Origin of the sequence: Akkermansia muciniphila (assembly GCF_900184965.1) — a bacterium.
In the GTDB taxonomy this organism is placed as follows: Bacteria; Verrucomicrobiota; Verrucomicrobiia; order Verrucomicrobiales; family Akkermansiaceae; genus Akkermansia; species Akkermansia muciniphila_A.
The window spans coordinates 1-24,404 of the sequence record NZ_FXYA01000136.1; the positions used below are offsets into that span (position 1 = coordinate 1).

At 56.0% G+C, this 24,404-nt stretch carries 19 protein-coding genes; 7 read left to right on the forward strand and 12 right to left on the reverse strand.

Going from position 1 to position 24,404, the window contains the following annotated elements; genetic code table 11:
• A partial coding sequence (locus tag CI070_RS13410) for a hypothetical protein (RefSeq protein WP_179218343.1) occupies nucleotides 1-1,461 on the forward strand: 1,461 nt, incomplete at its 5' end.
• Between the two features lie 66 nt (nucleotides 1,462-1,527).
• Here the strand turns inward: CI070_RS13410 and proC are convergent.
• The 3 genes from proC to CI070_RS02565 form a co-directional block, all read right to left on the reverse strand.
• A complete protein-coding gene (gene proC, locus CI070_RS02555) occupies nucleotides 1,528-2,334 on the reverse strand; it encodes a pyrroline-5-carboxylate reductase (RefSeq protein ID WP_094135943.1) in 807 nt (268 codons plus the stop codon).
• Nucleotides 2,335-2,404: 70 nt separating this feature from the next.
• On the reverse strand, nucleotides 2,405-3,073 hold the full coding sequence (locus CI070_RS02560; protein WP_094135944.1) for a DNA-3-methyladenine glycosylase I: 669 nt from the start codon (nucleotides 3,071-3,073) through the stop codon (nucleotides 2,405-2,407).
• An 11-nt stretch (nucleotides 3,074-3,084) separates the two neighbouring features.
• Nucleotides 3,085-4,002 carry a hypothetical protein gene (locus tag CI070_RS02565; protein ID WP_094135945.1) on the reverse strand — a complete coding sequence of 306 codons (918 nt, stop codon included), beginning with the start codon at nucleotides 4,000-4,002 and terminating at the stop codon, nucleotides 3,085-3,087.
• A 108-nt stretch (nucleotides 4,003-4,110) separates the two neighbouring features.
• Here CI070_RS02565 and CI070_RS02570 point away from each other — a divergent pair, with 108 nt between their 5' ends.
• The 3 genes from CI070_RS02570 (at nucleotide 4,111) to CI070_RS02580 (ending at nucleotide 6,862) form a co-directional block, all read left to right on the forward strand.
• Entirely contained in the window at nucleotides 4,111-5,058 is a 948-nt protein-coding gene (locus tag CI070_RS02570) for a hypothetical protein (protein WP_094135946.1), read from the forward strand.
• A gap of 79 nt (nucleotides 5,059-5,137) precedes the next feature.
• Entirely contained in the window at nucleotides 5,138-6,187 is a 1,050-nt protein-coding gene (locus CI070_RS02575) for a serine/threonine protein kinase (RefSeq protein WP_094135947.1), read from the forward strand.
• A gap of 207 nt (nucleotides 6,188-6,394) precedes the next feature.
• Nucleotides 6,395-6,862: a GNAT family N-acetyltransferase gene (locus tag CI070_RS02580; RefSeq protein WP_094135948.1), complete on the forward strand. Its 468-nt coding sequence runs from the start codon at nucleotides 6,395-6,397 to the stop codon at nucleotides 6,860-6,862.
• A gap of 107 nt (nucleotides 6,863-6,969) precedes the next feature.
• On the opposite strand, the gene CI070_RS02585 is transcribed toward CI070_RS02580, so the two are convergent.
• Nucleotides 6,970-8,433 carry a tryptophanase gene (locus CI070_RS02585; RefSeq protein ID WP_094135949.1) on the reverse strand — a complete coding sequence of 488 codons (1,464 nt, stop codon included), beginning with the start codon at nucleotides 8,431-8,433 and terminating at the stop codon, nucleotides 6,970-6,972.
• A gap of 151 nt (nucleotides 8,434-8,584) precedes the next feature.
• Here CI070_RS02585 and CI070_RS02590 point away from each other — a divergent pair, with 151 nt between their 5' ends.
• On the forward strand, nucleotides 8,585-9,178 hold the full coding sequence (locus CI070_RS02590; RefSeq protein ID WP_094135950.1) for a hypothetical protein: 594 nt from the start codon (nucleotides 8,585-8,587) through the stop codon (nucleotides 9,176-9,178).
• Nucleotides 9,179-9,331: 153 nt separating this feature from the next.
• Here CI070_RS02590 and pheT read toward each other — a convergent pair whose 3' ends face one another.
• The 4 genes from pheT to CI070_RS02610 form a co-directional block, all read right to left on the reverse strand.
• On the reverse strand, nucleotides 9,332-11,851 hold the full coding sequence (pheT, locus tag CI070_RS02595) for a phenylalanine--tRNA ligase subunit beta (RefSeq protein WP_094135951.1): 2,520 nt from the start codon (nucleotides 11,849-11,851) through the stop codon (nucleotides 9,332-9,334).
• 20 nt (nucleotides 11,852-11,871) lie between these two features.
• A complete protein-coding gene (pheS, locus tag CI070_RS02600; RefSeq protein WP_094135952.1) occupies nucleotides 11,872-12,897 on the reverse strand; it encodes a phenylalanine--tRNA ligase subunit alpha in 1,026 nt (341 codons plus the stop codon).
• 166 nt (nucleotides 12,898-13,063) lie between these two features.
• Nucleotides 13,064-14,248 (reverse strand): MFS transporter, encoded by a 1,185-nt coding sequence (locus CI070_RS02605; protein ID WP_094135953.1) that lies wholly within the window; start codon nucleotides 14,246-14,248, stop codon nucleotides 13,064-13,066.
• A gap of 196 nt (nucleotides 14,249-14,444) precedes the next feature.
• Nucleotides 14,445-16,316: a M60 family metallopeptidase gene (locus CI070_RS02610; protein ID WP_094135954.1), complete on the reverse strand. Its 1,872-nt coding sequence runs from the start codon at nucleotides 16,314-16,316 to the stop codon at nucleotides 14,445-14,447.
• 171 nt (nucleotides 16,317-16,487) lie between these two features.
• Between CI070_RS02610 and htpG the strand changes: the two genes are divergently transcribed.
• Nucleotides 16,488-18,329, forward strand: a complete 1,842-nt coding sequence (htpG, locus tag CI070_RS02615; RefSeq protein WP_094135955.1) for a molecular chaperone HtpG — start codon at nucleotides 16,488-16,490, stop codon at nucleotides 18,327-18,329.
• A gap of 278 nt (nucleotides 18,330-18,607) precedes the next feature.
• Nucleotides 18,608-19,027, forward strand: a complete 420-nt coding sequence (locus CI070_RS02620) for a hypothetical protein (RefSeq protein WP_094135956.1) — start codon at nucleotides 18,608-18,610, stop codon at nucleotides 19,025-19,027.
• Nucleotides 19,028-19,488: 461 nt separating this feature from the next.
• Here the strand turns inward: CI070_RS02620 and cas2 are convergent, their stop codons facing one another.
• From cas2 to CI070_RS02640, 4 genes are all read right to left on the reverse strand, one after another.
• Entirely contained in the window at nucleotides 19,489-19,821 is a 333-nt protein-coding gene (cas2, locus tag CI070_RS02625) for a CRISPR-associated endonuclease Cas2 (protein WP_206646780.1), read from the reverse strand.
• Nucleotides 19,788-20,723: a type II CRISPR-associated endonuclease Cas1 gene (gene cas1, locus CI070_RS02630; RefSeq protein WP_094135958.1), complete on the reverse strand. Its 936-nt coding sequence runs from the start codon at nucleotides 20,721-20,723 to the stop codon at nucleotides 19,788-19,790. Before cas1 ends, cas2 begins: the two co-directional genes overlap by 34 nt.
• 10 nt (nucleotides 20,724-20,733) lie before the next feature.
• Nucleotides 20,734-23,430 (reverse strand): type II CRISPR RNA-guided endonuclease Cas9, encoded by a 2,697-nt coding sequence (gene cas9, locus CI070_RS02635; RefSeq protein WP_343125205.1) that lies wholly within the window; start codon nucleotides 23,428-23,430, stop codon nucleotides 20,734-20,736.
• Nucleotides 23,431-23,497: 67 nt separating this feature from the next.
• Nucleotides 23,498-24,274, reverse strand: coding sequence for a DNA-methyltransferase (locus CI070_RS02640; RefSeq protein ID WP_143245552.1), 777 nt, complete (start codon nucleotides 24,272-24,274; stop codon nucleotides 23,498-23,500).
• Between the last annotated feature and the right edge of the window lie 130 nt (nucleotides 24,275-24,404).

Here is a 24,404-nt window from a genome sequence, read left to right on the forward strand (position 1 = left end):
TCCCTCCCGTTCCACTCCCTGATTGATCCCGCCATGAAACAAGCAATGACGCTTTTCCTGTGGGCCTGCGTCCTGCCGGCCGCCTTCCTCCAACCCAACGCACATGCGGAAGGGGTTATTACGCTTAAATCCGGGGAAAAACTGCCGGGCAGCATGGATACGATGAACCGCCCTTATCTGAAGGTCCGTTCCAGCATTCTTTCCAGCCCCGTGGATGTCCATATGAAGGAGCTTGACGAGCTGGTTTCTTCCCGTCCGCTGGAGATACCGGAACAGTTTTCCATCATCAGGCTGGCCAATGGGGACGAGGTTTACGGCACCCTGAAGGCGCTGGATACGGAAAGCCTTCAACTCCAGACCTCCTGGGGAGGCCTGCTCCAGGTGAACCGCAAATATGTGCGCCACATCGGGTTCGACTCCCAGAAAGCCTACCTGCGCAACGCTACGGAGTCCCTGCAGGGCTGGAAATCCTCCGCCAACAGCATGCTGCCCGAATGCCGCGACGGCTACTGGTTCATGCGCGGCTCCAACAATACGGAACTGCAAACATCCTTCTCCATGCCACCCCGCCTCCATGTGCAGTTCTCCCTTTACCATACCAATACATTCCGGCTTAACCTTGCCCTCTGGCAGGATTCCGGCACCGGAAACAGCATCAACCTGGATCTCACCCTGGAAAAAGCGGAACTTTCCAAGAACAGTTCCGGCCAGTACCAAACGCTCGGCAGGGTGAAAAGAAACACGGAGCGGAACTGGTATGCCGACAAAAGCGTCAAGCGTTCCGATATTCATTTTTACGCCGATACGGAAAAGGGCAATTATTACCTGTACGTCAACGGAGAACAGGCAGCCCGGTGGGAGGAAGTCAAAGAAATGGACACTATCTTTGAAAACGAAAGCGAAGACGATGAAGGGGAAGATGGAAAAAGCGCCGGGAAAAGAGAATTCAAACCGGGAAACACTCTTGCCCTGGCAGGTTATGACAGCCTGAACATGGCTGTATTCCATTTGAATGTATTTGACTGGAATGGAGCCGTTCCCCATCTGGAGGAAGATCAGGACATCATTTCCCGCTACGATCCGGATGCCCCCAGGGATAAAGCCCTGCTGGTGAACGGAGACGTGCTCAGGGGAGCCATTACCCTCCAGGAGGAGGGAGCCATCCGCATCAAGTCTGACCACTATGACGTCACCATTCCCACCGCCAGGGTACGCGTGCTGGACCAAAAAGGCCATGAGGAGAAGAACCTTCCGGAAGACAACTCAGACACCCGCGTTTTCCTGACGGATCAGAGCGTCCTCTCCCTGGCCCTAGAAACTATCCGGAGCGGGTTCATGGAAGGGCGTTCCTCTGCCGTCGGCAAGGTCCGGATTCCGCTTCAATCCGTCAGAAAGGTTCTGTTCAACCTGCAAAACCCGGAATTGCGGAAGCAAAGGGAAACGCCGTTCCGGCGCAAATAAAGGATTTTCCGCCCGGTCGTCTTTTCCGGAGAAAACCGGCCCCGGGAAAATCTGGAGAAGCATCCGTCACTGGCTCTCCATTTCCTCAGCGCGCCGCACGGCGCTTTTCACCGCCTGAATCCAGGCATTGCGGAAGCCGCATTCATCCAGCGCATTCAGGGCGGCAATCGTGGTCCCTCCGGGGGAAGTGACCTCATCCCGGAGTTCCATGGGATGCTTCCCGGTCCGTTCCAGCATCAGGGAGGCCCCACGCATGGTTTCCGCAGCCAGCTCCAAAGCGGTTTTCCTGGGCAATCCCATGGCTACCCCCGCGTCTGCAAGCGCATCCAGAGCCGTAAACATGTAGGCGGGGCCGCAACCGGAAATGGCGGAAACGGCATTCATCCCGGATTCCTCCACCTTGCAGACGGAGCCGCAGCCGGAAAGCAGCATCCGGGCCGCCTCTTCATCTTCATCTTTTACGCCGGTTCCCGTACTGTAGGCGATGACGCCGGCCAGCACCATGCACGGGGTATTGGGCATGGCGCGTATAATGCGCGTTCCGTCGCTGGCGCAGGCTTCCATGTCATTCAGGGAAACGGCGGCAGCGATGGAAATCAGAAGGGGAAGCTCCGTCCCCCGTTCGGAAAGAGAAGAAATGAGCGGAAGAATGCCGCGCGGCTTCACGGCCAGAATCAGGACTTCCACAGCGTCCGCCGCATCCGCCTCCGAGGCCGCTTCATGAACTCCGGGGTATTCCTCCCTCAGAGCCTGCACGTTCTCATGGTGATGATCGTATACCCAAACTTCCTCCGGAGCCGCTGCTCCCGCTTTCAGCACGCCCCGCAGCAGGGCGCCTCCCATTTTTCCGAGTCCGATAATACCTGTTTTCATGGTTGATGATTTTTCTCAGTCAACATATAAGCGGTTTATAGAAAATAGAAATGCCAATGAAGCCCCATAGCTATGAACGCGAACGCTTCATTTCCGCATTTGTTCCCTCCGGCTCCCTGTTTTTAACAGCATAAGCTGGCTGGTCATGCGGTTGGGATTTTGAGCACTGAGCCGCTTTGCAGAAACAGCCCTCAATATGGTCGTTGACAAACCCGGTTGCCTGGAAAAACGCATAACAGATCGTCGGACCGAAAAACCTGAATCCCCGCCTTTTCATGTCCCTGCTCATGGCTTCCGACTCCGGAGAAACAGCGGGAATTTGCGCCAGAGCGCTGAAATGGTTAACAACGGGCTGATGATCGGGAAAAAACGACAAGACGTACCGGTAAAAACTGCCGAATTCTTTCTGAACGTCCATAAACAGCTTCGCATTATTGATGGCGCTGTTGATTTTCAAACGGTTTTTGACGATTTCATCAAAGCTCATCAATCGTTCCACATCCTCCGCCGTCATCCGCGCCACTTTCTCCACATCAAAGCCATGGAAGGCTCTCCGGTATCCTTCGCGCTTCCGGAGGACGGTAAGCCAGGATAATCCCGCCTGGGTGCTCTCCAGCACCAGAAACTCAAACAGGGTTTTATCATCGGAAACGGGCCTGCCCCATTCTTCGTCATGGTACTTTATATACAGTTCGTCCATTCCGGCCCAGCCGCAACGCGCATTGATGATGTCTTCCATACCCGTCCCCGTTAAAATTCCTTTTTCCTGAACAGCCACGCCGCCAGCGTCATGTGAAAGACGAAGTACCCCAGCGTCATCAGGGCCAGGCTTCCGAACAGGGAGAGGGGAATGAGCCGGCCGTTCAGGGCGGAATCCGTCACGGAATAAATCTGGAAATTCGGAAAAATCAGGGAAAAGAGCCTGCTGCCCGCCACTTCCCACCAGGAAAGGCCATCCGTGCCGGACCCCACCCACAGGGAAAGCGCCTGCGTCTGGAACAGCCCCGCCAGATAGACCATGAACGTCAGAAGCGCGCTGATGATGGTGCCGTTCGTCACACAGGACATTAACAGCGTGAGGGAGGAGAGAACGACAAACTCGCACATCATGACTCCCAGCCCCGTCTGCACGTTCCAGGTAGCTCCCTGGAGGCGGATCCTGTCCAGGTACGGCTGCATTTCCTCCACCGTATAGCGGCCTTTCAGGGAGGCTATCTGCTCCGCCACCACCGTATCCGTCCGCATCCACAGCACCAGCGTCATCACGGCATCCATCAGGAGCACGGCGACCAGGGTCAGAGCCAACACCCCCAGCACCTTCCCCATCAGATAGTCAATGCGCGGCACCGGTTTGCAAAGGATGGTGTACAGAATACGGTCTTCCGCATCCTTGGGGATAATCAGGGCCGTAGCCGCCACGCAGAAAAAGAGGCCGAACACCCGCATGGCGCCGTAGGCGGAATTTTTCAGCAGCACGAGTTCATTGATTCCCCCGGTTTCCGGACCCAGCACCGCGCTCAGGCGGAAGGAACTCAGAGCCAGCAGCGCCACGGCGAAGAGCCCCAGAAAAAGAAACACCTTCATGCGCACCAGCTGCGTAAAGGTGGTACCGGCGATTACGGCCATGCGCCCGGGCGAAGGTATATAACCGGAGGTAATCCATGCCATGCAGCTTATCTTGCCGTATTCCAGAGCAAATAAAAGAGCTTTTTATTTCATGTGCTGAACTCCTTCCGCCTTGAAGAAGCGCTTCTCCCGTGTTCTCATGGAGCGCGTATGAGTTTACGATCCCAGCTGGAAGAACTGCTCCCGGAACTTTTGCCTTCCGATCCGGCCCAGGCCATTAAGGGAACTGAACTCATCCGCCTGGTGCGCCTGAGACTGGGGGAGGAATATTCGGACGCATCCCTGCGCTACCATTTTTCTTTCATGGCTTCCGAGCCTGACTCGGAAATCGCCAAGGTGGAACGCGGCCAGGGCTATTACAGGCGCACGCGGGAAAAGGACGGGCAACGCGCTCCCAGAGGGCTTTTGCCCCTGTTCCTTGGGGAAAACGAACCGGACGCCCTGAACTGCCGCGCCAAGGCGCTGGCCCTGGCCGTGCGCCAGTACGATACCACGGGCCGCGGCGTCTTCGTGTTCAGTACCAGTGAAACCGGAACTTCCTGGATAAAGCCGGATCTGGCCGTCGTGGAATGGCCGGAGGGGGAATGGGAAGAAAACGCTCTTGTTTTTGATAAAAGCGCACTTCAGCGCCGCCGCATGATCGGAGCCCCCATGATGGGCATCCGCAGCATCTGCGTCGCCCGCATGCCCGGCGGAGAAGACGGCAGAAGGGAATTTTTCAGAACGCTGGCTACGTCCCGCTGGGCGCAGTGCGGAGAACTGGTCATCGTGGGGGAACTGCCGGATGATTCCGAATGCGCCGCCCTCCGCGGGCTGGCCGCCGAGTTCGGCGTAGGGGTGCTTTGCCTGGAAATTGCGGACGAACGCCTGGGAGAACTGCCCGGAGCGGAGGAAATTTTCAAAGCCGGAGATGAGGAATGCGCCGCCCTGCTGGCGGAACTCACGCCCGTACGGCTGGCCGCAGGAAGGCTGAAGACACTGGAGGCGGATACGGGGGAAACCCTGGGCGGGGAATTCGGCGCCCTGTTCGACTGGTTGGCCGCCTGCCTGGAACGCGGCAGCGTGGAAGAATATGAATTCCGCGTCTCCTGTTATTGAATGCGGCGGAGAGATTCTTGACAGAACTTGCGTATTCAATTAAAGATCTTCCCGTTTCCAACCCGCCCTTCCCCCTGACATGGAACAAGAAACCCTGGTTTATCCGCTTGCGAACAATACCGTTCTGCAGGACAAATATACGATATTGAACGTGCTGAACGCCGGCGGCTTCGGCATCACGTACCTGGCTCTGGACAACCCCGGTTCCCGGTATGTCGTCATCAAGGAATGCATGCCGGACGCCTACGCCTGCCGGGATATGGAAACCGGTTTCGTCCGTCCCCGGGACGAACAGGCCGCCGTCAATTTCTCCCAGAGCGTTTCCAATTCCCGGCAGGAGGCTTCCATCCTGTCCCAGCTCAACCATCCCGGCATTGTCCAGGTATTTGACATGTTTGACGCCAACGGCACCTGCTATTACGTCATGGAGAATATTCAGGGACAAACCCTGTTTGACTTGATGACCGCCATGCACGCCGCCGGGCAAACCATGGAACCGGCCCAGGCCACGGATCTTCTGTTCCGCCTGCTGGACATCCTGCACTACCTTCACTCCATGGGAGTGTACCATTGCGACATCAAGCCGAGCAACATCTTCATCCAGCCGGACGGAACGCCCAAGCTCATCGACTTCGGCGCCGTGCGCACCAAGACCCTCCAGCATCAGGGGCTCGTCCAGATCACGCCCGGCTATACCCCGCCGGAATTCTACCCCGGACGCCGGAGCGAAATAGGCCCCTGGTGCGATATGTACGAACTGGGCGCCACGTTCTACGAATTGCTCACGGGCCAGGTTCCCCATCCGGCGGACCAACGTTCCGTAGTGGACCGCAACCCGAAAGTGACCGGTTACGCGACCCTGCGGAAAACCTATCCCATGAACTTCCTTTCCGGCATTGACAAAGCCCTGTCTCCGGATGAACGCAACCGATTCCATTCCGCCAAGGCATGGAACGACTATATCAACGCCATGGCGGCGGCAGGCACCCTGCAGGCAGGCGGAGTATCGAGGAAGGCCCTTCCCCAGGCCAGAAAAAAATCTTCCGCAGGCACAGCTTTCATCATTATCCTGCTCATTGCGGCGGCAGCCGTTTGGATATGCTGGGAGCAGGGATTGTTCCATTTCTGATTCCTGCCCCTCCGGCCATGGTTGAATACCGCAAGGCGGTTGATGTCTGTTTACACGCAGATATTTTTCCATTCCCGGTTCCTTTTTAACGGCTATGGCGGAAGAGCGGCTTGCGGCCGGAAGAAGGAACAGCAAACCAAAGATAAAATTTTTCCGGCATTTAGTCAGGAATCTGCCTGAATATTAAGGTTTCGGGAGAAAGAAATCATGAAAACAATCAGCATTGAAGACAGAAATCCAATATTGGTGGAACAGCTTGTGAAGGTCTGGAAAGGTTCCGTAAAAGAAACCCACACTTTTTTGTCAGATGAGGAAATAAATCACATTCAGGAGTATGTTCCCCAGGCGTTAAGGGAAGTGCCCCATCTGATGATCATAGAGGATGACCACGGATTTCCATGCGCATTCATGGGAATTCATGAACAGAAACTTGAAATGCTGTTTGTTTCTCCGGAAGCGCGCGGCCGCGGGCTGGGGAAAAAATTAATTGAAACCGGCATCAGGGAATATTCCGTCAATGAATTGGGAGTTAACGAACAAAATCCCCAGGCGAAAGCGTTTTACGAACATATGGGATTTCATGTCTACAGAAGAGCGGAGACCGATGAACAGGGCAAGCCTTACCCCGTTTTATACATGAGGCTGTCGCCATCCGTTTATCCCGGAAGGTATTGAGCTCCCGTTGCAGTTTGCCTTCAAGGCCGCGCCGCTTCAACGCAACAAGGGCTGAACCGAATGGTTCAGCCCTTGTGCAGGATAAAGATGCGGACGGGAAACCGCGCTTACAGGCTTTCCCCGAAGTCCTGACGGTATTTGGCCGCCAGTTTTTCAGGCCAGTCGCTCTTGGCGCGGAGCTTGCCCATGAAGAAGCGCAGAACGGGCGGTTCCTCCACGAATTCCAGGCCGCCGATCAGATCGCGGTTGTCGTAGAGCCACTTCATGCGGTCCGCTACGTATTTAACCTGGGACAGCGTAAATACGCGGCGCGGGAAGGCCAGGCGGAGCAGTTCCACATCCGCTAGGATGTCCTTGCCGTTTTCGTCACGGACGCTGGAGAGCGTGCCGCGTTCCATGCCGCGCACGCCGGAGGCGATGAAGAAGGCCGCCGCGAGAGCCCCGGCGGGATAGTCCTCCTGCGGGATGTGGGGCAGGAAGCGTCCGGCGTCAATATGGGCGCCCAGGCCGCCAGCGGGGGTCACGCAGGGAATGCCCATGTCCACCATCTGGCCGATGAAATATTCAATGAAGGAGGGGCTCTGGGAAATCACGGTCAAATCCGTCGTTTCATACAGGCCCACGGCCATGGCCTCAATTTCCCGCACGGAGATGCCGCCATAAGTCAGGAAGCCTTCAAAGAGAGGAACCAGGTGCTCCATTTTCTTGGCGATGGAGCGGTCGTTCGTGCAGATGCCGCCGCCGCGGGAAGAGGAAACCTTGCGGGCGGAGAAATACACCAGGTCCGCCAGGCCGCACATGGTTTTCAGGATGTCCGCGCAGGATGAATCCTTGAACTCGTCTTCACGCATCTTGATGAAATAGGCGTTTTCCCCGATCAGGGAGGCGTCCAGTACCAGCATGATGCCGAATTCATCGCAAATGCCGCGGATTTCCCGCATGTTGGCAATGGAGAAGGGCTGGCCGCCAATCAGGTTGGTGGAGGCTTCCATGCGCACGAAGGGGATTTTATCCGCCCCGTGCCGGGCGATGCAGTCCCGCAGCTTGGCGGGGTCCAGATTACCCTTGAAAGGATTGGTGCTGACCGGGTTGACGGCTTCGTCAGCCACCAGTTCCTCAATCTTCCCGCCGTTCAGGTCAATGTGGGCGTGCGTGGTGGTGAAATGGTAGTTCATGGGAACCACGTCACCGGGCTTCACGAAAGTGCGGGCGATGATGTTTTCACAGGCGCGCCCCTGGTGGGCGGGCAGCAGGTATTCCTTGCCGAAGACATCCCGGACGGCCTGTTTCAGGCGGTCAAAGCTCTGGGAACCGGCATAGGCGTCATCCGCCCGGAACATGGCGGCGATCTGATTGTCGCTCATGGCGTTGACGCCGGAATCCGTCAGCATGTCCAGATAGACGTCGTTCGTGCTGAGCTGGAAGGTGTTGAACCCGGCTTCCCGCGCGGCTTCCAGACGGCGTTCCACGGGGACAAGATGCAGCTTCTGCACCACGCGGACTTTATGCAGTTCCAGGGGAATCTGTTCCCCATTGTAAAATTTGACAACGTTGGATGGTTCTGAATTCATAAAATAAAAGGTAAGCGGGAGTTTAGCAGAATGAATCTTTTCCGCAACATAAAAGGGCAGACGGCTTTTTTGCCTCCCGCCGGAAAGGCAGGAATGACGCTGGAAGGAAAAATGTGGAACTTTCCATAGGGAGCTTTTAGCGTGGCTCCCTATGACAAAATACTGGAAATTGATTCAACAGCGCCTGGGCGTGGATGCGGACGGCATCCCCGGCCCCAAGACGGCGCTGGCCCTGATGGATAAGCTGGACATCCGGCAGCCGGAACATTCCTGGCCCAGCCAGGAGGAAGTGCGCTCCGGGAAATCCGTCTTCGGCCATGCGGGGGATGAAAGCAACATGACCAGCATCAGGCTGCCCTATGTCATGCGGCTGGCGTGGGAAACAAACACGACCGTTTCCACCATGCGCTGCCACAAGCTGGTGGCGGAACCGCTCGTCCGCATCTTCCAGGCAACTCTGGACCATTACGGCATGGAGAAAATCAGGGAACTGGGGCTGGACCTGTACGGCGGCTGCTTCAACAACCGCTCCATCATCGGCGGAAAGGCCACATCCATGCATGCCTGGGGCATCGCCGTGGACATGGATCCGGACAGAAACGGCCTGAACATCCCCGCGCCGAAAGCGGTACTGTCCGGACCGGAATACGCCGCTTTCTGGCAATTCGTGGAAGCGGAAGGGGCCGTATCCCTGGGACGCGCCCGCGACTACGACTGGATGCACTTCCAGTTCGCAGCTCTTTGACCGGAGCGGACGCAAACGTCCGCCAGCCCTCCTCACAGCGGCGGCGGAGGGCTGGCCAGTCCGCGCCGTTCCCTCCAAGCCCCGGAAAAGAGCGTTTTTTCAAAAAAAGGCCGCGCGTTCCAGCTCATGAAACGCGCGGCCCGTTAACGGAAGTTACCTGAAAGAAAGGCCTTTCACTTTGTCCGTCAGGGCTTTCAGCACGCGCTGGTGCGCTGCGTCCACTTCCGCGGCCGTGAGGGTCTTGGCCGGATCCCTGTACAGGAAGGTGTAGGCAATGGATTTGCGGTCCGCCGGGAGTTTTTCACCGGAGGGGTCCGTGAACACGTCAAAGCAGGAATAACTGACAAGCAGTTTTTCCCGTGCGGATTCCACGGCCTTGACAATGTCCGCATTGGGCGTGGAGAGGGGCAGTTCCATGGCCGCATCGCGGGAAGAACCGGGGAATTGGGGCAATTCCGCAGCCTTCACGGGCGCGGTGAGGATTTCCTGCATTTTGCGGAGATCCAGTTCCGCCACGTACACGGGCTGGCCCAGGCCCAGCTCCCGGCAGCGCGCCAGGGACAGGCGGGCGAAATAGCCGCAGGCTTTCCCGTCCAGCTGCACATCCGCTCCCAGGGCGGCCTGTTCGCGCGGTCTGGCAGGCGTGAGCGTAAAACGGTGGCCCGGAGCCAGAACAGCCATCACGGCCAGAAGGTCCTCAAAGGAGGCCTGCTCCGGCCTGGGGTCCGCCCAGGAGCGCGCCGTGCGGTCCCCGGAAACAAGAATGCCCAGGGTATCCGTTTCAATGTCCCTGCCCTTGCCGCCGCCCGTATTGCGGAAGACGCGGCCAAGTTCAAAGAAGCGCAGGCCGGAAACGCCCTGGTTGCTGTTGCGCACGGCGGCGGCAATCAGACCGGGCGTATGGGCGGGGCGCAGCACGGAGTGATCCTCGCTGAGCGGCAGGGACACGCGGATGAGGTCACCGTCCTGAAGGGGGCGCAGGGGCAAGGCATCCTTCACCTGGGCGATGGCGCCGTCCGCGGATTCAGAGGCAATGAGCTTGATGGTCTGGGTTTCATAAAATCCCAGGGCCGCCAGCTTGCGGCGCAGCTCCATCTGGAAATTGTAGGCCGCATCCACCGGGGATTCCGCCACGAAGGGGCCGGAGAAGCGGGACGGTATGCCGTCCAGACCGAAAACGCGCACGATTTCCTCCAGCAGGTCGCACGGACGCGTGAGGTCCAGGCGGTGGGGGGGGATCAGCCAGCATTCGGGAGACTCCGGAACCTGCTTCAGGCCCAGCGCCGTCAGGATGCGTGCCCCTTCCTCATGGGAAATGGAACCGCCGGAAATCTGATCCAGCGACTTCCAAGGAAGTTTTACAAAGCCCAGTTCATTAGTCACCGTGGAGCCCTTCCCCTGCTTCAGGGAAGCGGGCACGGAAACGGGGCCGTCCGCCCCCCCGCAGGAAGGCATGGAAGCATGCGCCGGATTAGGAACGGGAGAACCGGCCACATACGTCGGGGAAGCCGTTCCGCCCGCCAGCTGGAGAATCAGTTCCACGGCGCGCACGGAACCGCGCAGGACATTCCAGGCGGAAGTGCCGCGTTCAAAGCGGTAGGAGGAGTCGGAGGACAGGGCCAGCCTGCGGGACGTGGCGCGCACGGAGGAGGGCTTGAACCAGGCGGACTCCAGAATGATATCCGTGGTGGCGTCCGTCACGCCGCTTTCCTCCCCACCCATCACGCCGCCGATGGCGAGCGCCTTGCCGGATTGGTCCGCGACAACCAGGTCCGTGCAGTTAAGCGTGTATTCCTGGCCGTCCAGAGCCTTGAAAGTTTCCCCTTCATAAGCGGTGCGGGTAACGATGCCGCCCTGCACTTTCGCCGCGTCAAAGGCATGGAGGGGCGTTCCCAGTTCATGCAGGACGAAGTTGGTAATATCCACAATGTTGTTGATGGGGCGCAGACCGACGGCTACCAGGCGTTCCTTCAGCCATTCCGGGCTTTCCTGCACGTTCACGCCGCTGATTTTTACGGCGGTGTAGTACGGGTTCAGCTCCGGCTGGTCCAGCCGCACGAAGTCTCCGGCGGGTTCCAGTTCCACCCCGGCGTCGTCAATGGGAACGGGCCTGTACTCCCGGCCGGAGATAGCGGCCAGTTCATACGCCATGCCGTTGTGGGAAAGCAGGTCCGGCCGGTTGGGCGTCACTTCCACTTCCACCAGGGTATCTGCCTTGACAACCTGGGAAATAGGCGTGCCGGGTTCCAGTTCCTGGGGGAGAATCCAGAGACCGTGCTCCTTGTCGGGAAGCCCCAGCTCAGAGGCGGAACAGAGCATGCCGCGGGACTCCACGCCGCGCAGCTTGCCCACCTTGATTTCAAAGTTGCCGGGCAGCACCGCTCCCGGCAGGGCGCAGGGCACCTTGTCCCCCACTTTGTAGTTCTGCGCGCCGCATACGATCTGGTGCAGCGTGCCGTCGCCCACGTCCACCTGGCAGACCTTCAGCCGGTCCGCCTGGGGATGCTGTTCCGCGGCGGCCACGCGGGCCACCACCACGTATGGGGAATCCACGCCCTGCTGGCGGATGTCTTCCACCTCAATGCCGGCAAAAGTCAGCATGTCAGACATTTCATCCACGCTCAGGCCGGACAGGTCAATGTACTGGGAAAGCCAGTTAAGGGAAATCTTCATAACGGGAAAACAGGTAAGGATTATTGGAATTGGGCAAGGAAGCGCACATCGTTCTCGATCAGGGCGCGTATGTCCCTGATGCCCCAGCGGATCATCGCCAGGCGGTCCATACCGATGCCGAAGGCAAAGCCGGTCAGCCCCGTGTAGCGGGCCTGTGAGCGGGGATCCAGCCCCAGTTCACGGTCCACGGCTTCAAAAACATTGGGATCCACCATGCCGCAGCCGGCAATCTCCACCCAGCGGGGGGCCTGGCCGTCCACCTTCAGCTTGACGTCAATTTCAAAACTGGGTTCCGTGAACGGGAAGAAATGGGGGCGGAAGCGCACCTCCGTGCCGGAGCCGAAAAGGGCGCGCAGAAAATATTCCAGCGTTCCTTTCAGGTCGCCCACGGAAACGTCCGTATCCACATACAGGCCTTCAAGCTGATTGAAGGCGGAAAGGTGCGTGGCGTCAATTTCGTCGCGGCGGTAGGCAGAACCGGGAGCGATGACGCGCACGGGAGGCATCTGCTTTTCCATGGAACGGATTTGCACGGAAGACGTGTGCGTACGCAGAAGCTTGCCGGAATCAAAGTAAAACGTATCCTTCTCATTGCGCGCCGGATGATCCTCCGGCGTGTTCAGCGCGTCAAAGCAGTGGAACTCGTCCTCAATCTCCGGGCCGTCCGCCAGGGCAAAGCCCATGTGGCGCAGAATGCGGACGGCTTCATCCCGCACGATGGTGAGGGGGTGCAGCCCGCCAGACGGCAGGGAGCGGGCCGGCAGCGTCAGGTCCACCCCGGCCACGGCGGCCTTGTCCGCCAGGGCCTGCACTTCCTCCAGCTTGGCGTCCAGGGCTTCCGTAATGGCCTTGCGGGCCTCGTTAAGCAACTGGCCGACGGCGGGTTTTTCCTCCCTGGGAACGTCCTTCATACCCGTCTGGGCCAGGGTCAGTTCCCCTTTTTTGCCGAGGATGGCCACGCGTGCGTCTTCCACGCCGCGCCTGTCAGACGCCTGGGCGATGCGCTCCAGAGCGTCCCGTTGGATGCGTACAATCTCTTCCTTCATAAAATTTGACGGGCAAGAGCTTACCCGCCCCCCCCGCCAGCGTCAAGCCCTTCGGGCCGCAGGGACGTCACTCAAGAGAAAATGGCGGAATACGGAAAAGAGGGAAAGAACAATGAACCCCGCTTCCTAATCACTAATACTTAATCATGAATATCTCCCCAGGAAATTACACGTATCCCGGCCGGGCGGACATGCGGCCGGAAACCATGCCGAGCACGCAGAAAAAGGTATAAACTAGGCAGAACGGCAGGAAGGAGCCTCCCTGATGCAGGAAGGAGGTGAACAGCAGGCTCAACAGGGCGCCCATGGTGAAGCCGATTCCCTGGGACATGCCGGAAAGCCTGATTGATTCGGAAGGCGTCCGGGCCCGTTCCACCATCAGCGCCATTCCGCGGCTGAATACGGTTCCCGTCGCCAGGCCGAACAGAACAGCCATCCAGACGGCCCAGTCCAGCGGAAGATACAGGATGCCCCAGCAGGAAAGGGCCGCCAACGCCATAGCCATCACGATGAGGAGTCCCCGGCCGCCCGTAGCCTTTTCCAGCACGTGAGCGGAGAGCGTAGCGGGCAACTGGGCGAACATGGCCACGGAAAGGATGAAACCGGCGTCCTCATAGCTCATGCCCCGCTGCCGCAGAAAGATGGGAATCCAGGTATAAAAGAAATAGGCAGCCCCAACGCGGCTCAAATAAAAAACGGTAACCTGCCATGCCTTGCCGCTGCGCAGCAGGCTGCGTCCGGATGCCGCCGGATCGTTTTGAAACACGCCGTCCGGATGCCTGAGAAAATAAGCGCCCCACACCAGCATCCCCAGCAGGATGGGAATAATCCAGATCCCCAGGCCGAAACGCCAGCCTCCCAGCATATTGGAAAGGGGAACGGACAAGCCGGAAGCCGCCGCGCTGCCCACGCCGATCATGGCGCTGTAAACGCCCATCATGGCGGAAGCGCGGTCAGGAAACTGGTGTTTGATCAGTCCGGGAATGGCCGCTCCGGCAATCCCCATGCCCAGCCCCATCAGAACCATGCCGCCGTATAACCCCGCCACGCCGTCCCAGCTGCGCCACAAAATTCCGGCTACCGCCAGAAGCTGGAACCAGAAAATGATTTTCCACGGCGTCATCCGGCGCGCCACGCGCGGAGAAATGGGAGCCGCCACCCCCAGCACAAAGACGGGCAGCAGGGCGAACAGCCCTGAATTTTCCAGGGAAAGCCCCATATCCCTTTCAATCGTTCCCAGCAGCGGATCGGGAGAGTCAAACCCGGTACGCAGATTAAAGCACACGATTAAAAAGGCGGCAAACAACAGCATCTTTCCCCTGATGCCTCTGGAAGTTCCTGCCTTATCCATCCCATGTTATACAGCCTCTCCCCCGCCCCTGTTCAAAAGCGACAGTCTTCCGGCTGTCAGCAGTCCGGAAGATACGGTATGGAGAAAAGACCATCAGAATGAACAATCCCCTTGCGGCTTTCCATCCCCCCTGCCATGAAAAAGCGCCGCCGTCCCGGAGGACGGCGGCGCCCGAACACGCTAACCTCTTAAGCTTTCATTTGGAAGGGCGTTTGCCGTACACCAGCGTACGCCTGCCGTCCCAGGAAACGGCCTCAATCCGCGTAGAGCCTTCCGGATAGGGGACCGTGGTGGAGGAATTATCCCTGGAATCCGTCCCTGCCATGGTGATGCGGACCATCTCCCTGTCTTTGTAGGTTTCAAAGACGACGGCGTTTTTCCACACGTCATGGGAAATAATGCGACGATTGCCCTGCTCCGTAACGCCCTGGTTGTAAACGCCGCGGACAGGCAGGCGGTTCTTGTATGCTTCCGCGCTATTGACGGAAATATAGTAAATGACAGGGCTTTCCGGCTTTTTGTACTTCCTGGCATAGGCAATCAGGTTCTTGCAGTCGGCCTCCGTGATGGTCATGCGGGCGCAGGTGTAGTCGTCCAGTTCCTGGTCAATGGGCTTGAGCATGCCCGTTTTCCGGAAAAAATCCGTCAGGTCCTGCCTGGCGGCGTCGCAGGCGTTCTTCATGAACGCAAGCTGGAGCTCTCCATCCTTCTTGCCCTTGGTATCCATCTTGATAGCCTTATAAAAGATGTCCGGATAAAAGTCGGGATTGCCCTTCCCGGCTACCTTGAAGTACAACTCCAGCTGCCACAGGGGAGCCAGCTTGACAAAATGGTCGTGCACCATCGGACGGTTATCCCCGCCGGAACGCTTGTCCGGACCGCTCTGGACAAGCCAGTTTTCCCCCTTCAAAATGCCGTTGTTCAAGTAGGCGTTGAAGCGGCCGCCAATCATGTTGCCGTCCCCGCCGTTGATGCGTTCATGCTCCAGGCGCATGCTGGAGGGATTCAGCATGTAATTCACGTAAGCGGAGTAAATATTATTGGTCACTTCTCCGGTGGATACCCATTTCATGGCGGGGCGCACCTGGTTGACGTGGCCGAACTCATGGGCAATCCCCCAGGCGCTGCCGGGAATCTTGTCCGGATTGCCGACCTCCTTCATGGTGCCGTTATGGAACGCGGCTCCCGTGCCGTCCGCATGCATGAACCCGTTCCAGATCACACGGCCGAACATCCGGTTTTTGGGCAGCACCCTGTACTTGTACAGGCCCATGATCCGCTGCTCCATGCCGATAATCCTGTCGTACAGGGCAATGAGCTCCTCCCCCTTGTCCGGGCAGAATTGTTTAAGTTCCTCCACCGGATACACCAGATGCACGCGGTTGCCCACGATGTCCACAACTTCCGTGGGGGAGTTTTCCAGCATCCTCTTCCAGTCGCTGTTTTTGCTGACGCCTCCCACGAAAACTCCATTCACCTTGCCGGACAGAATGGACAAATGCACCTTGGGCGCCTTCTTGTAATTGGGAGTGAAATACTCAATGTAGCCAAGCCCCTTGTTCTTCGCCCTGATGATGTTGACCCCCTCTTTCAGCGGATAGGAGCTGTGGCCTTCGTCCCGCCCGAAATTGTGGATAACCAGATTCAGTTTTTCACCTTTGGGATCCCCCATGACCAGCAATACGTCCTCACCCTCTTCAAAAAAGATGCCGGTGGGATTTTCAAATTTGCTGTACTGGCTGGTGCGCAGGCGTTCCGCCAGATCCTTGACCGGTTCATACGGCTCCGCCGTCAGGGCGCGGGCCTTGCGGTCAAATTTCTTCTCCGCCATCTGCTCGGCGAGCCCGCGCACAAAGGGATCCTTGATTCTGGCGATGCGGTCGCGCGTGACATTGGGCTTCAACGCCAGCATGTATTCATTGGCGAACACATTGGAATCCAATGCCCTCAACCCCTCCTCCGTAATCGGCGGGCCTCCTGTTTCCTGGGCGGAAAGAACGCCGCCGCCCAACACGCCGCAGAGGGCCAGTAAAAGAATCCCCTTTTTCAACAATGGTGAGAAAATCATTTGTTAAATAATACTGTTCGGTTTCCGGAATTGTTTCAAGGAAAAACGCCCGGCCTCCATGTCCGGGAAAAAGCCCCTTTGTGTGACATGGGACGCCCGGGCCCAGGGAGAAAAACTGTCCATCCCCCTTGACGGGGGCCGTATAATGACGCTCGCAAAACATTTTTCCATATGAATACAGAAACACATCAATTTCAGGCGGAAGTCCGGCAGCTGCTGGACATTGTCATCAACGCCCTTTACAGCGACCGTGAAATCTTTGTCCGCGAGCTTGTTTCCAACGCTTCCGACGCCCTAGAAAAACTGCGTCTGAAGCAGTTGACGGATTCTAATATTTACCAGCCGGACAAGCCCCTGGAAATCACCGTCACCACGGATAAGGAAAACAAAACCATCACCATTGCGGACACCGGCATCGGGATGACGGAAGCGGACCTGGTGGAAAACCTGGGAACCATCGCCCACTCCGGCACCAAAAAATTCATGGAGGCCCTCAAGCAGAAGCAGGAAGGCGAAGCGGACCTGATTGGCCAGTTCGGCGTGGGCTTCTACAGCTCGTTTATGGTAGCGGACCGGGTGGAAGTGTTCACCCATTCCTATGAACCGGAAGCCGCCTCCCTGCGCTGGTCTTCCGACGGACGGGAAGGCTACAGCATCGAAACGCTGGCGGAACCGCTGGACCGGGGCACCCGCATCGTCATCCGCCTGAAAGACGAATATGAAGAGTTCTCCCAGGAATACCGCGTGAAGGAGCTCCTGCGCCGCTACTCCAACTTCGTGGGGTTCCCCCTCAACTTCAACGGAGAGCACGTCAATACCGTCCAGGCCATCTGGTCCAAGTCCAAATCCGACGTGAAACCGGAGGAATATGATGAATTTTACCAGTTCATTGCCCATACGGATGAAAAGCCCCTGTCCTATATGCACTTCAGCGCGGACGCCCCTATTGCCCTGAATGCCCTGCTTTTCATCCCCAGGCGCAATCCGGAAATGTTCGGATTCGGCCGCGTGGACGCCAACGTGGCCCTGTACTGCAAGCGCGTGCTGATTGACGCCAAGCCGGAAGGCCTGCTGCCGGAATGGCTCCGCTTCCTGAACGGCGTGGTGGACAGCGAAGACCTGCCCCTGAACATTTCCCGCGAAATGCTTCAGGACAACTCCCTGGTGCGCAAAATCAGCGACATCATCACCAAACGCTTCATCAAGCATCTGGAAAAACTGGCGAAGGACGATCAGGAAACCTACAGGGAATTCTACGCGCAATTCTCCCGCTACCTGAAAGAAGGCGTCGTCACCTCCTGGCCGAACAAGGAATCTCTGGGCAAGCTGCTCCGTTTTGAATCCACGGCCACGGAACCGGGGGAAACGACCTCATTTGAAGACTACGTCACCCGCATGAAGGAAGGGCAGACGGCCATTTACGCGCTTACCGGCCCCTCCCGTTCCCATCTGGAAAACAGCCCGTACCTGGAAGCCTTTAAGGCCCGCGGCTATGAAGTGGCCTTCTTCACGGACCACGGGGACGAATTCGTGCTGGACTCCCTGTCCAGCGTGGACGGCAAGCCCGTCACGATGATCGACCGCGCCGACGTGGAACTCCCCGCACTGGAAGAGGAACAGAAGGACGCCCTGCCCCAGGAGGAAGCCGCGGCCCTGGAAGAATGGCTGAAAGGGCTGTATCCGGACAAATTCTCCAAAGTCACCCTGGGCAAGCGCCTGGTCAGCGGAGCCGCCGTAGCCCTGCAAAGCGGCAATGACATGGGGCCGGAAATGAGGGCGTACATGAAAGCCATGGGGCAGGAAGTGCCGGAAAGCCACCCGCAGCTGGAACTGAACCCCTCCAACCCGCTGGTGAAAAAGCTTTCCGCCCTGCGGACGGAAAACCCGGAACTGGCGCAAATGGTGGCGGACCAGATCGCGAATACCGCCCTGCTCCGCGCCGGCATGCTGGACGATCCCGCCGTGCTGGCCCAGTCCTCACAGGCCCTGATGGAACAGCTCCTGCTGAAGTAAGGGGCCCGGAGGAAACAGCCTCTTTCCCCAAGCCGCTCCCTAACAAGGAGTGGCTTTTTTCTCATCAGCCTCATAACAGAAAAACTCTTCAGTATAATTCCTATTGTTTAAAAAAACGGAATTATTTACTTTAGTCTTGTTGCATTGATCTTTCTGGTTTTGCACAGGAGTAATTTATTGGCTGTCAATAGATAGAATATTCTGAAAACCTTACAGCAAGATTATTCTTGTATAATTCCGAAAAAAATCATAATACGCTTCCAAAAAGGAATTTAATAATGAAGAAGATAAATAATAGTTGCGATGATAATGATGATGAATTATGGCCGTTTTTGATTCTATGGCTATTATTAGGGCCTTTCGTGGTGTTTTTTATTTTTGCGGGGTTCTTCTCCCTTTTAGAATGCATAGCCATTTATATTCTAACGTGGCTGACTCTATATATAGTCTTATTTCTGAAGGAAATAAAACAATGCAGGCAGAACGACGAAAAAGAGGAGGGGAGAAACGTCCTGCAATTAGTATTGTGCATTGTCGCATGGTTTTTATTAGTTTGGATGCTCATCTGCCATCCTGAATGGCTTGAGATTTGCGCTAAAACATTTTTCTTCGGATGCATCGCTTTTACGGCGGCCTTGATCATCATACTTTGCTTGCTAGGGTGGAAGTACAAGAACCGCGAAAAGCAAGAAGATTGACATGTTGAGCATGGGGGCTATTGGAAAAATTGCGTCTATGCTTTTCTCTATATTGTTTGATGCCTTTCGTAGTTATTCATTATTCTAATTTTTCCAATTACCTCTGGGAAACCCTGGGAATGAAAAATCCGTTGCACTGGATACATTCTGCCGTTTGCAGGTGTTTTTCTTGATGTGACAGAAATCAACAAGGCACAGTACAATAGCTTCAAACAGGACTGGTCGCCGCCGTTGTTTTGCCTTGAATCCAAAATAAGGCACAGTACAATGCCTGCCAGACCGTATTATTCTTATCTACCGTTTTGCCTTGAATCCAAAATAAGGCACAGTACAATGTAATCCGTCGAGATTATGCGGGCGAATGGGTTTTGCCTTGAATCCAAAATAAGGCACAGTACAATCGATACTGTGCCTTATTTTTATGTTCAGCGACTTATAAAAAAATACGGCGTCCGATATTTTTACCAGAGGAGCATCTGCTGAGGAAGGGAAACCTCCTGTCGGGGACAAGACCTGCCATGAAAAACGAACATCTTATCCCACTGGATATTCGTAACGAAAAGACAGCGGACAGAACCATCAGGCGGTATCATTTTCTGGATTCTGCGGGAGTGGGTAGCTATTCTTTCCTGAGTAACACACGCGCGGGCATAGACGCTATACTGAATCATCGTATAGCCGTCTTCTAAAAGAGCCTTACGGAAATACTGATAGTTTTTTTTATCTTCCGGCGTGGTTGTGGGAAGATCAAAGAACACAACTAGCCAGCCCATTTTATAGTTGTCATATGCCATGGTTCATACGGTCCGGATTGCCCGGCAAGAACTGCTTTACGGAAACTGCGGCAAACGGCCTCTACCGCCGCTTTCAACGGCATCTGTTTGTTCTGGTGCATAACAGAAGCCTGCAAGGTAGCTGTAATATGTCGCCTGAACTCACGGGTGATTTCTCCTGCTCTCTCTTCTGTTTTTCCTTCCTGCAGGCACAAATGAATCCAACGGGCCACATTGGCGTCAAAGGCAGGCCTGAAGGGTTCCATCAGATCATAAGCCAAAGGCGCCGCATGTTCCCGGGATTGATGAAAAATGCCGAAGCAGGGATCCAGCCCCAGCGCAAAGAGATATTGCAATACGCAAGACAACAGAACAGCGTACGCATAGTTGAAGAGGTTATTAAACCCCTCCTCATGACGTCCCCTGCGAAAATCGGAGTTTGCCCATGTATCCGCAAATACGCTCCAGAACAGGCGGGCGCACTCTGCTTCCCTCGCCGTCTTTTCCGTCACGGCCATTCTTTTCAGCTCCGCAATGGCGGGATGATGCGGATTCCATGCCTGCGCCAGCGCCGTCTGATTCCCACACTTGGCATCCAGAGTCTTTTGCCAGAGGCGGTTCCGCAAACGGGCCGGCATATCCGCCAGATGTCTTAACAGAGCGGTATCCGTAGCCCGATCCGCCGGCAGAAGCAGCACGGCAGGCCTGTAGCTTTCACACAGCACGAACCCTATTCTCTTCCTGGCCAGTTCTATCAGCAAATTGCTCGTGAGCGTCGCCTTAAAAGAACTGAGCACAACAGCCCCCACATCCTCCAGCGGAATCGTCCGGGGAGGATTCTCTCCATCCACGCATCTGAGCTGACCCTTGTCGCAGCTCAGATGGCATGTGCAGGCATCTATGCTCAGAATATGGTATGACATGTAAAACGCCTTATCGTGGAGTTCCCGTATAAGAAGTGGGGTATATCTCCAATCGATACTTTGTTAATAGTGTATCAAGTTTTACATTAATCCAATTAAATTCATGAGTTTTGGCCCCGGGAACTGCGGAATGAGGTATTTGAAGATCAATAGCTATGCCTCTCTCATTATCTTTTATGGATGCAATTCTCCATACGCCTGTACGCTTGGGATCTTTGGAGGAGGTTAAATGAATCAACATGCCTTTTTTCAAGATACGCACCGGCTTGCCGCCGTTCTGTTCTTTCAGGGCCATGATTCGCTTAAACACCTTAATATGTCTGATCACCACCGGCTTGGGATCTAACGCCACTCCATAATTGCCATCAATTTCTATGGCTGCCTTAAGAGCCTTCAATTTTGACGGGCCTTCCGGAAACACTCCGACCAATTTGCTTGCTTTTACCTGATTTTTTTCCTTCTTCCCATCTTTCTTTTTGGAAAGAGAAACCATGGCATCCTCCCCGCTTCCATCAACAGAAAGCACTCTCTGTATGGTTTCCTTGAGTAAAGCGCCGCCCATGTCTGCAGGGACATGCTGAATGACCCTCTGCTCCATCAATTTCTCGCGGATATTTTCTTTGATCCCATTAGGCAAATCCACCAATGATGCTCCCGTCTGGCCATCCTTCTCACGCAACTTATAATAACGTTTCTTCCTGAGTTCCAGGAAGTCTTGTTTCATCTTTTGATCCAGACGGCGCTTGATAATGGCGCGTCTCAACACGTTTTTTCTGTCCGCAGGAATAATTTCTGAGATAAACCCCAGCACACAGGCATCCAGGGCATGATGCAGATGCGTGAGAGAACGCAGATCTTCCTTAATAATCCTGCCGTTGACCGGGTCTGCAGCCTCCGGGCACAATTCCTTGAAGACCCCAAAAACATCCCACGCCTTGCGAACTTCAGCAGTAACAGCGCCGGGAATCATGTCGATGTGCGCATCCGGCAGAGAGGTTTTAATAGACTTGCATGCCAGTTTCATCAGGTGGGAACTCTGCGTCATCATGCCTTCCGTCATGCCTATTTCCTTCATGGCCTCGTGATTTTGTGATTGATGTTTATGAGACAATCCCCTCACCATCAGTAAGGCTTTGCGCTTCTTTTTGCGCCTGCGGTCATCTTCATGCCCCTTCTTGTCATCCAACTTTTCAACCAATTCCCTGTACTTATTCAGGGAACGAATATGCAGGTTGGGTTTATCCGGCACAGGATTCTCCTGCTCCTGCTCCACAAAGTCGTACCCGGTGCGCTGACCTTTCATCCTGTTGACTCCCGGCCAGGTAAGAACCAGAGAAGAAAGCGCGTTAGACTGCCGGAAAGAATGGGGCACGATATGTTCAAGCTCCAGATTTTCCAGCTCATGATCGCCATACGTTGCGCCGGTGAACGGGCATGTCCAATTCATGTCCATGGCAATGCGGCACTTGCGTATCAGGTTGGCAGAAAGCGCTTTCCCCGGCAACTCCCGTTTTAATCTATTGACGGCATCCGTATGGCTTTTCTGGCGCAGAGTTAGTTCTCTCTGAATCTTTTTGCTGTCCATGGCGGAAAACGTCGTCAGCTCCTTGCCAACTTCCACGCAAACGCGGGAGATTCTGTCTTTTTGCCCGCCGGCGAAATCTTGAATCAAATCCTTCAGCAAGCGATCCAGAATCAACATACGGTGACGCACAAGGTGGTTGTTGGTCATCGTATCAAGACGGCGCTCTTTCTGGTGCTGATTCACGGAAGAATCCGTATCAAGGAGGCAATACAGGCAACCGTCATGCGCTTTCAGTTCCCCATCCGGATGCGCTTCTCTCCGGGCAGGACGCGTCGGGTCCTCTCCATCAAGAATTTCTTCCACCACTTTTTTCAAGACGGTGCGGGCATACGGCGCACGCCCCGTCGCATATTTGGGTTTTAACGGAGTGTCGGCATAATCCGCCTCTTTCTTTTTAGATTCTTTCTCTATTTTCTTTTCCAACGCCTCGCCAGATTCCCCACGGGACTTAAGCAAATTCAACAAATAATTCGGGGTAACGGACTTCCCGCGACGCAGACGATTGGCGGCAAGACGGTAAACAGATGGAGAAAGAGTTTCCCCGATGCCGCTTCTTTTCAGAACTTCCACGGCAGGATCCAGGTAAAGAGCCTCTTCACTGTCAGGATGCAAAGTAAAATAGTTGGCTACATTAGTCTCTGTCTCTCCCAGACGAGAAGAGATGGTCTTCTCCAGAGACGCTTTGGTCAACTTTCCTTCCTGTCGGGCCTGATTCATCAATTTTCTGCGTATCTCTGCAGAAAGAGGCTCTCCGTCCGCACGGATGTTACATAAAATCCGGGCCATGCGGTATTCATAAAATTCCGGGCAATTCGCCGTGGGCACCTTGGATAGTTTTTCTGCCCGTTCACGGGCGCTTTGCTCAGAATTGCCTTTCTTCAACTCAGCTTCATACACCTGCGCCCACGTGACAGGGCAACGGCTGATGATGCGGTTATGTGACCAAGCATAAATAGTGGAAAAGGGTTGAATTGGGTTGAAACAGGTTGAAAATGCTTGAAAACACAGGGGGTGCGGCGGTGTGGAAGGCTGGGGAATGTGGAAAATACCTGAAAGGGTCAAACCGGAAAAAATGAAAGGGTGGACGGGTGCCCGTCTGAAAGGGTGAACCGGGTGTGACACGTGTCACAAACATGCAGGGAAACACCCCTGGCGAACATCCCGCGAACCCGCCGCCACCCCTGCGCGGTCAGTCGGCGAGGCTGGCCAGCCTGTCCCTGGCGATCCGGGCATACTCCGGGGACAACTCAATGCCGTGAGCCGTGTGACCCTGTTGCCGGGCTGCCACGATCGTGGTGCCGCTGCCCGTAAACGGGTCCAGGATGACGGAAGCGGGAGACAGAACCATCATCAGGTGAGCCATCAGAGGAACGGGCTTGCCCGTGAGGTGGTGCTTGTCGGCGGGCTTGAGGTAATGACGGAAGACCCCTGCCGGAAACACGCGCGGACGGTCCTGCTCCTTGCCGATGCTGCCGCGGGTGGCCACCAGGACGAACTCGGCTTGATTGCGGAACATTCCCTGATGGGGGCGGCATGCCTCCGTCTTGTCCCAAGTGACCACGGAGCGCCACGTCCAGCCCGCGACCTGCAAGGCGTCGCTGGTGGTCGGCAGTTGCCGCCAGTCGGAGCACACCATCAGCCAGCCGCCCTCGCGCGTCAGGCGCAGCGCCTCCGCCATCCATAGGACCGACCACATGAAATGGGAACGCTGGTCGCGGGTATCAAAATCAAAGGAAGGATGCTTATTCCGGGAAATGTATTTACGCACCGGGGAAGCCTTGCGCTCCGCCGTCGTCAGTCCGCCGGACGCATAGGGCGGATCGGTCATAATGGCATTGTAGAAACCGCCCGGAAGCTGGCGCATGATAGCGAGAGAATCCCCGCAAACAATAGGGTCATGTGTGAACATGGCCACATCCTGGGGCATCAGGCGTCCGAACACGGAGGGCAAGGCCTGAAAGCTCACCGTCAAAAATGTTAGAGTGCCGAGGCATCCTCTATCCGCGAGCCTTTGAGATAGGCATCCCGGCGGACTTGCGTCCAGAAATTAGGATCTTTCCTGGTGCGCTCCATCAGATCCAGCACCTCCGTATAAT

Coding starts and splice junctions, on each gene's coding strand:
- CI070_RS02570 (WP_094135946.1), top strand. CDS start 4,111: ATGAGTTTACGATCCCAGCTGGAAGAACTGCTCCCGGAACTTTTGCCT.
- CI070_RS02610 (WP_094135954.1), bottom strand. CDS start 16,316: ATGATTTTCTCACCATTGTTGAAAAAGGGGATTCTTTTACTGGCCCTC.
- pheS (WP_094135952.1), bottom strand. CDS start 12,897: ATGAAGGAAGAGATTGTACGCATCCAACGGGACGCTCTGGAGCGCATC.
- CI070_RS02575 (WP_094135947.1), top strand. CDS start 5,138: ATGGAACAAGAAACCCTGGTTTATCCGCTTGCGAACAATACCGTTCTG.
- cas2 (WP_206646780.1), bottom strand. CDS start 19,821: ATGGCATATGACAACTATAAAATGGGCTGGCTAGTTGTGTTCTTTGAT.
- CI070_RS02590 (WP_094135950.1), top strand. CDS start 8,585: ATGACAAAATACTGGAAATTGATTCAACAGCGCCTGGGCGTGGATGCG.
- CI070_RS02580 (WP_094135948.1), top strand. CDS start 6,395: ATGAAAACAATCAGCATTGAAGACAGAAATCCAATATTGGTGGAACAG.
- cas1 (WP_094135958.1), bottom strand. CDS start 20,723: ATGTCATACCATATTCTGAGCATAGATGCCTGCACATGCCATCTGAGC.
- CI070_RS02585 (WP_094135949.1), bottom strand. CDS start 8,433: ATGAATTCAGAACCATCCAACGTTGTCAAATTTTACAATGGGGAACAG.
- CI070_RS02620 (WP_094135956.1), top strand. CDS start 18,608: ATGAAGAAGATAAATAATAGTTGCGATGATAATGATGATGAATTATGG.
- CI070_RS02605 (WP_094135953.1), bottom strand. CDS start 14,248: ATGGATAAGGCAGGAACTTCCAGAGGCATCAGGGGAAAGATGCTGTTG.
- pheT (WP_094135951.1), bottom strand. CDS start 11,851: ATGAAGATTTCCCTTAACTGGCTTTCCCAGTACATTGACCTGTCCGGC.
- CI070_RS02565 (WP_094135945.1), bottom strand. CDS start 4,002: ATGGCATGGATTACCTCCGGTTATATACCTTCGCCCGGGCGCATGGCC.
- CI070_RS02560 (WP_094135944.1), bottom strand. CDS start 3,073: ATGGAAGACATCATCAATGCGCGTTGCGGCTGGGCCGGAATGGACGAA.
- htpG (WP_094135955.1), top strand. CDS start 16,488: ATGAATACAGAAACACATCAATTTCAGGCGGAAGTCCGGCAGCTGCTG.
- proC (WP_094135943.1), bottom strand. CDS start 2,334: ATGAAAACAGGTATTATCGGACTCGGAAAAATGGGAGGCGCCCTGCTG.